Genomic DNA, 6,535 nt, shown 5'->3' with positions numbered 1-6,535 from the left:
ACAAAACGATTCGACTATTAACCTTCAATATTCAAGTGGGTATTTCCACCTCTTCCTACCGTCACTATCTGACACGTAGTTGGCAGCACGTTTTGCCTCACAAAAAGCGGCAAGACAATCTGGATAAAATTGCTGAGCTGATTAGTCAGTACGATATGGTGGCTTTGCAGGAGGTCGATGGCGGTAGCTTGCGCAGCGGATTTATTAATCAGGTCGAATACCTTGCGAGTAATGCAGGTTTGCCGTTTTGGTATCAGCAGTTAAATAGAAATTTTGGTCCTGTAGCAAAGCATAGTAATGGCTTGTTAAGTCGTTTCCGGCCAATCAAGGTTGAAGAGCATCGCTTGCCTGGCTTAATACCTGGCCGAGGCGTGATTGTTGCCGAGTACGGAAAAGAGGAAGATCCGATCGTATTGGTGATTATGCACTTGTCGCTCAGCGATAGTGCCCAAAAACAGCAGCTACGTTTTGTTCGGGATTTGGTTGATGACTATAACCATGTGGTGTTGATGGGCGACATGAATACCCATGCCGAGAAAATACTGCATGACTCTCCGCTAAAAGGAGCCGGCTTGGTGACTTTGCCGGGCGTATCTCATTCATTTCCTAGCTGGCGCCCTGAAAAGGCCTTAGATCATATTCTGGTGAGTCGTAGCCTATTGGTTAAGAGGGCGGGCGTGGTAACGTTTCCGGTATCTGACCATTTACCCATCGAATTAGAGGTAAAACTACCCAAAGGCTATTAGCTTGAAACTTTGAAAATATAGACATAGACAGGCACAAAAAACCCGACAATAAAGTCGGGCTTTTCAATGGAAGCAATAAGCTGCCTACCTCGAAAGGTAGAAAATCTTACTTGATTTTAGCTTCTTTGTAGACCACGTGCTTACGCACAACTGGGTCATACTTTTTGATTTCCATCTTTTCTGGCATGTTACGCTTGTTCTTGTCAGTCGTGTAGAAATGACCAGTACCAGCGCTTGAAACTAAACGGATTTTATCACGCATTGCTCAATCTCCTAAACTTTCTCGCCGCGAGCACGTAGTTCACTAAGAACTGTCTCGATGCCTTTTTTATCGATAATACGCATACCTTTGGTAGATACACGAAGCTTAACAAAACGCTTCTCGCCCTCAACCCAAAAACGGTGAGATTGTAAATTAGGCAAAAAACGACGACGTGTGCGGTTTTTTGCGTGTGAAACGTTGTTTCCTGCTACTGGGCGCTTGCCTGTAACCTGACATACTCTAGACATTGTAACCTTGCCTCCAACTTCGAAACGTCCCTTGAAAGCACGTTCAAAAAAATTCAAATATCGGACCCTTTTTTGGAGTCCTCACTAAAGAGCCCGCCTTTATACCAGAAAGCATTTTTAATCGCAAAAAATATTTTCAAAAATGTGTATAAACTTGTAACGTGGTATCGGCTTTATCAGGTACAAAATGACGCTCATATTTGGGTGTGGATGGTTGATAGAAGGGGATTTATGAAACTTGGTGTGGATCTCGGTGGTACGAAAATAGAGGCTGTTGTCTTGGACGGTCAAAAAGTTCTCTGGCGGCAACGAGTTGCAACACCAAAAAATGATTATGGGCAAACCTTACAGGCAATTGCGAGTCTAGTTGGTGAGGCGAAACAGGTCTGTGGTTTGAGCCAGGGTGAAGCAATTGGCATTGGTGCGCCCGGTGCACTGACAGACTCCGTGACGGGGCCGAGAGTAATGAAGAACTGCAATTCCGTGGTACTGAATGGTAAACCCTTGCTTGAGGATCTTAAGCGCCTACTCGCTTGTGAGGTCTATCTGGAAAATGATGCAAACTGCTTTGCCTTAGCTGAAACACTTGCAGGAAGTGGCAAAGAAGGGTTCGGCGCACAAGTGCCAGAGATTAGCTTTGGCGTGATTCTTGGGACGGGTGTTGGTTCGGGCCTTGTCGTCAACGGAAAAGTGTTAGCTGGCTTACATAGCATTGCCGGGGAGTGGGGACATAACTGTCTGCCAGCTCTTGAGTTGGATAAATTACCCGAGCCAGAGAGAGGCAGGCTTTGCTATTGTGGTCGCAAAGACTGTATTGAAACCTACTTGTCGGGGCCAGGTTTAGCCATGAGCTATCATCTTAGGTACGCTCAGGTACTTAGCTCTGAAGAAATTATTTCGGCTATGAGAGCCAAAGATGCCAAGGCGGCAGATATTTGGCAAAGCTACTTGAACCAGCTGGCTGCTTCGCTTGCTCAGGTGGTTAATATACTTGACCCGCAGATCATTATTTTGGGCGGTGGCATGTCCAATATTATCGAGATCTATTCAGATATAAATGAGCGGATGGCAGCGCATGTATTTACCGAACACGCCAAAACCCCGATCGTTTGCGCAAAGCTCGGGGATTCGGCGGGTGTCTATGGTGCTGCCTATCTTGGTGAAGGCCAAGGTGGCTTGAAAGGCTTTGGCTAATGTTTATAGCAGCCCCAGCTCAGCCATGCTCACGACAAGAGAACCCGCGACAATCATATGATCGAGCACGCGTACGTCAATCAACTCCAAAGCTTTAACTAAACGTCGGGTAAGCTCAATATCGGCTTGGCTCGGTTTTGCTGAACCGGAAGGGTGGTTGTGACAAAAGATAACGGCAGCGGCATTGTTTTCAATCACTTTGCCGACGACCTCGCGTGGGTAAACCGAGGCAGAATCTATTGTTCCCTGAAATAGTTCTTCGAACTTCAATACTTGGTGCTGGTTGTTTAAAAACAGGCAGCCGAATACTTCTTGCTTCTTGTGGATAATCGCACTGCGTAAGAAGTTGCGAGTTGCTTCAGGGCTGGTAAGCGCATCGCTTTCCTGAATTTCATGATGAAAGCATCGCTTGCTCATTTCCAGCGTAGCTTGTAATTGAGTGTACTTGGCTGGGCCCATGCCGGGATGAGCGCAGAACTGCTTTTGGCTTGCACCAATTAGCTGTCGTAACGAGCCAAAGTGCCGGATTAAGGCGCGCGCCAGTTCAATAGCGCTTTGCCCGCGCGTGCCGACGCGTAAAAATATGGCAAGTAACTCGGCATCGCTCAGACTTTGTGAACCAAATTTGAGGAGTTTTTCTCTAGGCCGCTCATCCTCGGGCCAGTCTTTTATCGACATCACTAAATCCTTTTAGTTGAAGGTCTTATTTTAGGTATATGGTAATCATGTACTACAATTACCGCATTATAAATTCCGAAAGGCAAGCTAGATATGATGGCTTTTGTGTGATGGGCGAATTTGTTGCAATTGTTCACGAAATGAGCAATTTTGTGCGCCTACAGCATGGTAGTCTACGTGCGCCATAATTTTGTGTAGTCCGGGCGCTTAAGAATTCTTATCAATCTTGAAATAACTTAGTTTAGGTGACATGTGCAGCGCAGTACTCAAGACTTACTTTCATATGATGATCAACGTGATGCTGCTGAGCTTCTTTATGGGAATGCCTTTTCTGGCATATTAATATCGATTATTGCTTCCAGCTTTTTAGTTTATTTTTACGATAATCCTGTTCTGCAAGAGTTTAAAATTACCTGGTGGTTAGGGATGATGAGTTTACTGCTTGTTAGGCTGATTGACTGGGTATCCTGGAAGAAGCATTTATCGAAGACTCACTACGACGGCAAAAGGTCAGTCAGACGCTTTATTTATGGGGTCAATCTAACGGCCTTAATGTGGTCTAGCTATGCCGCTTATGCTGTGAGTTATAGTCCCTTGGTTGAGAAGGTAACGATTATAATTGTGATTTCAGGGATGGCCGGTGGGTCGGCTATTGTGTTGGCTGCTCATAAACTTACGTCCATGTTTTATACCTTTGCCTTGTTGTGTCCTGTGTCGGTGGTGTTCTTACTCAGTAACGACGCGACCGATCAGAATATTGGTGTGTTAGGGCTTAGCTATAGTCTCGTGATGCTCATCATTTCAGCTAAGTCAGCAAACTTTGCTCGAGATGCGATTGCTTTAAAGAATGAAAATGCCTTGTTAGTAAATCGTATGGAACAAAAAGTAGAGCAGAGAACGCAGAAAATTTATGAGCTTTCTAATTTAGACTCACTAACCCATTTGCACAATAGGAACTCTTTTCTGAAGAACCTTAAAGCGAGTTTGCAGGCAAGTGATGAGAAAAGGAGCACCCTGAGTTTATTATTTATAGACCTTGACGGTTTTAAGAAAGTAAACGATACCTATGGGCATAAGGTAGGGGATCAAATTTTAGAAGAAAGTGCTCGACGGCTTCGTGAAAAAGTTGCCAATGAAAGTTTGTTATGCCGTTGGGGCGGTGATGAGTTCCTGATTGCCATTGAAGATTGTAGTAGTGAAAAAGCCATCTCACAGGCCTACGAGATAATTGAAATTTTATCTCATGAACATCAATCAAATGAGGGGATATTGCCGGTTAGCGCGACGGTTGGGATTAGCTTATATCCCGAGCATGAGCGCTCTGAAAGCAGGTTGATTCAGTTTGCTGATACGGCAATGTATCACCAGAAAAAAACAAAACCCTCAAAAGTTTGTGTGTTCACACCAGAAATGGAAGCTAAACACCAATATGAGCTTGAACTGAAAAAAGGATTAAATGATGCGATTGATAAGGATCAGATGCGTCTTGTTTTTCAACCGATCGTATCAACAAATAATAGTAAGAACATCGCATTTGAAGCTTTATTGAGATGGGATTTTGAAGGTAAGAGCATCCCTCCTGATGAGTTCATCAAAATTGCTGAACAGTACGGTTCAATACATCGAATAGGCGTATGGGTTCTTAAAGAGTCGTGTAAAGTTGCGCTTGCGTGGCAAAGTCTGAGGCGGGTTTCAGTTTGTATTAATGTTTCAGTGATTCAATTAGAGGATTCTGACTTCTTGAGCATAGTTGATGAAGCTGTACAAGAAAGTGGTATTGACCCTTCGCTCATCTACTTGGAAATTACAGAATCAGTATTTGCCAAAGATACTGAAAAGATGATGGAGACCATTTCGGCTATACAGTCACGTGGTATCAAAGTTTCGATTGATGACTTTGGAACAGGATACTCTTCATTATCCGCTATGCAGGATTTAGCGGTAAATACGGTAAAAATTGATCGATCATTTATCACGAAGTTGGATACGAGTGGTTTTGCTATTGTGACAGCTGTTACGCATGCCGCGCGCTTGCTCAAGTTTGATGTTGTGGCTGAGGGGGTGGAAACTGAGGCTCAGTGTCGTAAACTCGTTGAGTTAGGCGTGGAAAAACTGCAGGGTTATTACTTTTCCAAACCTCTAGAGCAAGAATTTTTGCTCGACTACTTAGAGTCTGAAGTAAAGTCTCAGTGAGCCCAGTATTTGTGGCGCACATTTCAGAAAAAATAAGCGTGCTTCTGATACTATCTACAAAAAAACCGATAGCCTTGGCGCACTAATTAAACAATATTAAGGGATAATATGTCTGTAAATACCGCATTTGAAAATATGAGCGATCAACAACGTACCGAGATCGAAGCGGCCGCTTTTCGTCGACTGCTAAAACACTTTGACGACCACAAAGAAGTGCAAAATATCGACCTAATGATTCTGGCTGACTTCTGTCGTAACTGCTTAGCAAAATGGTACATGGCCGCTGGCGAAGAGCAAAGTGTTGAAATTGACTATGATCAGGCGCGTAAAGCCGTTTATGGTATGCCTTATTCTGAATGGAAAGAGAAGCATCAATTGAAGGCAACGCCTCAGCAGCTCGAAGCTTTTGAAGCGAAGCAGAAGTAAATCACTCCTGCCTAAATTTCTAGACCCAAATGCTTCTTGGCAGCTTTGACCAGCTTTGGGTCGAGAGCGGGTGGTGTGATATCAACACCTTTCACAAGCTGATCATTCAGCTTCTGCATGACAGCAACTCGCATGCTCCACTTATGATTAGCGGGTACTACGTTCCAGGGTGATGCTTCGGTACTAGTGAAACGGAACATATCGTTGCTTGCGTGTGTGTAATCGTCCCATTTTAGCCTATTTCGGATGTCTTCTTCTGTTAGCTTCCATTGCTTTTCTGGTGTGTTTAAACGTAGTTCAAAACGCTTAAGTTGTTCTTCGGGCGTGATATGTAAAAAGAACTTGATCAGGTGCACGCCGTCATCAGTCAACATTCGCTCAAATTCATTTATTTCTTGATAAGCTCTCTGCCAAGCTGTTTCTGGTGCAAAGCCTTCTACTCGCTCGACAAGCACCCGGCCGTAATAAGAACGGTCAAAAATGGCTAAGGTGCCTGGCTTGGGAAGACGGGTTTGAAAGCGATACAGGTAGTGTCGGCCTTGCTCATCGGGGTGAGGCGCTGATATCGGATAGACCCTAAAACCGCGGGGGTCGAGCTTTTCGCTAATTCGCCTAATTACCCCACCTTTACCTGAGGCGTCCCAACCTTCAAACACGATAATTGCTCGTTTGCCTTGTCGATAATAGGCTTGTTGGATTTGGAGAAGGCGCTCCTGGCAGCTTTTAAGTGCTTTTGTGTATTGGCTTTTTGATTCAATGAGAGCTTGATCAAAATTCACCTTAGAGAG

At 44.4% G+C, this 6,535-nt stretch carries 8 protein-coding genes; 4 read left to right on the top strand and 4 right to left on the bottom strand.

Translation table 11 applies throughout. The annotated features are described in order from the left end of the window. Positions 1-746, top strand: a 746-nt coding sequence (locus tag A3763_RS08820) for an endonuclease/exonuclease/phosphatase family protein (protein WP_068759986.1), incomplete at its 5' end; no start/stop codon positions are given. Between the two features lie 106 nt (positions 747-852). Here the strand turns inward: A3763_RS08820 and rpmG are convergent. Further along, positions 853-1,008, bottom strand: coding sequence for a 50S ribosomal protein L33 (gene rpmG / locus A3763_RS08815; protein ID WP_068510851.1), 156 nt, complete (start codon positions 1,006-1,008; stop codon positions 853-855). Positions 1,009-1,019: 11 nt separating this feature from the next. Next, on the bottom strand, positions 1,020-1,256 hold the full coding sequence (rpmB, locus tag A3763_RS08810) for a 50S ribosomal protein L28 (RefSeq protein ID WP_068510857.1): 237 nt from the start codon (positions 1,254-1,256) through the stop codon (positions 1,020-1,022). Between the two features lie 231 nt (positions 1,257-1,487). Between rpmB and A3763_RS08805 the strand changes: the two genes are divergently transcribed. Then, a complete protein-coding gene (locus A3763_RS08805) occupies positions 1,488-2,450 on the top strand; it encodes an ROK family protein (RefSeq protein WP_068510853.1) in 963 nt (320 codons plus the stop codon). Between the two features lie 3 nt (positions 2,451-2,453). On the opposite strand, the gene radC is transcribed toward A3763_RS08805, so the two are convergent. Beyond that, positions 2,454-3,128, bottom strand: coding sequence for a DNA repair protein RadC (gene radC / locus A3763_RS08800; RefSeq protein WP_068552965.1), 675 nt, complete (start codon positions 3,126-3,128; stop codon positions 2,454-2,456). 252 nt (positions 3,129-3,380) lie between these two features. Between radC and A3763_RS08795 the strand changes: the two genes are divergently transcribed. Both A3763_RS08795 and A3763_RS08790 read left to right on the top strand, forming a co-directional pair. Further along, a complete protein-coding gene (locus tag A3763_RS08795) occupies positions 3,381-5,321 on the top strand; it encodes a bifunctional diguanylate cyclase/phosphodiesterase (RefSeq protein WP_068552964.1) in 1,941 nt (646 codons plus the stop codon). A gap of 108 nt (positions 5,322-5,429) precedes the next feature. Beyond that, on the top strand, positions 5,430-5,747 hold the full coding sequence (locus tag A3763_RS08790) for a DUF1244 domain-containing protein (protein ID WP_231872145.1): 318 nt from the start codon (positions 5,430-5,432) through the stop codon (positions 5,745-5,747). An 11-nt stretch (positions 5,748-5,758) separates the two neighbouring features. Here the strand turns inward: A3763_RS08790 and A3763_RS08785 are convergent. After that, positions 5,759-6,535 (bottom strand): PPK2 family polyphosphate kinase (locus A3763_RS08785; RefSeq protein WP_156495021.1); only part of this gene is annotated, 777 nt, incomplete at its 5' end.

This window comes from Oleiphilus sp. HI0128 (assembly GCF_001635365.1).
The sequence above is the reverse complement of the archived record's forward strand: the minus strand, read 5'-3'. Positions and strand labels throughout refer to the sequence as shown.

Coding starts and splice junctions, on each gene's coding strand:
- rpmB (WP_068510857.1), bottom strand. CDS start 1,256: ATGTCTAGAGTATGTCAGGTTACAGGCAAGCGCCCAGTAGCAGGAAAC.
- A3763_RS08790 (WP_231872145.1), top strand. CDS start 5,430: ATGTCTGTAAATACCGCATTTGAAAATATGAGCGATCAACAACGTACC.
- rpmG (WP_068510851.1), bottom strand. CDS start 1,008: ATGCGTGATAAAATCCGTTTAGTTTCAAGCGCTGGTACTGGTCATTTC.
- radC (WP_068552965.1), bottom strand. CDS start 3,128: ATGTCGATAAAAGACTGGCCCGAGGATGAGCGGCCTAGAGAAAAACTC.
- A3763_RS08805 (WP_068510853.1), top strand. CDS start 1,488: ATGAAACTTGGTGTGGATCTCGGTGGTACGAAAATAGAGGCTGTTGTC.